The sequence below is a fragment of the Streptomyces katrae genome (genome assembly GCF_000966975.1).
Lineage (GTDB): Bacteria > Actinomycetota > Actinomycetes > Streptomycetales > Streptomycetaceae > Streptomyces > Streptomyces katrae.
Genome location: NZ_JZWV01001362.1, coordinates 1 through 571 on the forward strand (window position 1 = coordinate 1; position 571 = coordinate 571).

General features: G+C 79.0%; 1 protein-coding gene. It reads left to right on the forward strand.

The window, feature by feature from the left end:
- A partial coding sequence (locus VR44_RS37260; RefSeq protein ID WP_169791087.1) for a 2'-5' RNA ligase family protein occupies positions 1-571 on the forward strand: 571 nt, incomplete at both ends.

Sequence of the window (571 nt, forward strand, 5' to 3'; positions counted from 1 at the left end):
AGCTGCGCCGGGCGCACGACCCCGGCGTGGAGCGCTGGCCGGCGCACGTGAACCTGCTGTTCGGCTTCGTTCCCGAGTCCTCGTTCGCGCGGGCGCTGCCGCTGCTGGCCGAAGCCGCTTCGGGCATCGGGCCGTTCACCGCCCGGCTGGAGGGGGTGCACTCCTTCGGCCGGCGCGAGGAGGCCACGCTGTGGCTGGACCCGGCGGCGGGCGAGGGCGGGGACGCCCCCTGGCAGGACCTGCGACGGGCCCTCGCCGACCGCTTCCCGGGCTGCCGGGGCCGCTCGGCGGGCTGGACCCCGCACCTGACGCTGGGCCGCAGCACCGATCCGCAGCGTGCGGAGCACGAGTTCGCGCTGCGGCTCGGCCCCGGCGGGCGTACGGCACGGGTCGGGGAGCTGGCGGTCCTGTCCCGGCGCGGGGACGGGCCGATGCGGGTACGGGCGGTGGTGGAACTGGGCACGGGCACCTGGCGGTGGACGGAGCCGTCACCCGCGCAGGCGGGGCACCCCCACGCCCCGGAGTCCCGCCGGGCTGCGGGGCCTCCGCCGAGGCCACGGCAGACCGGGGC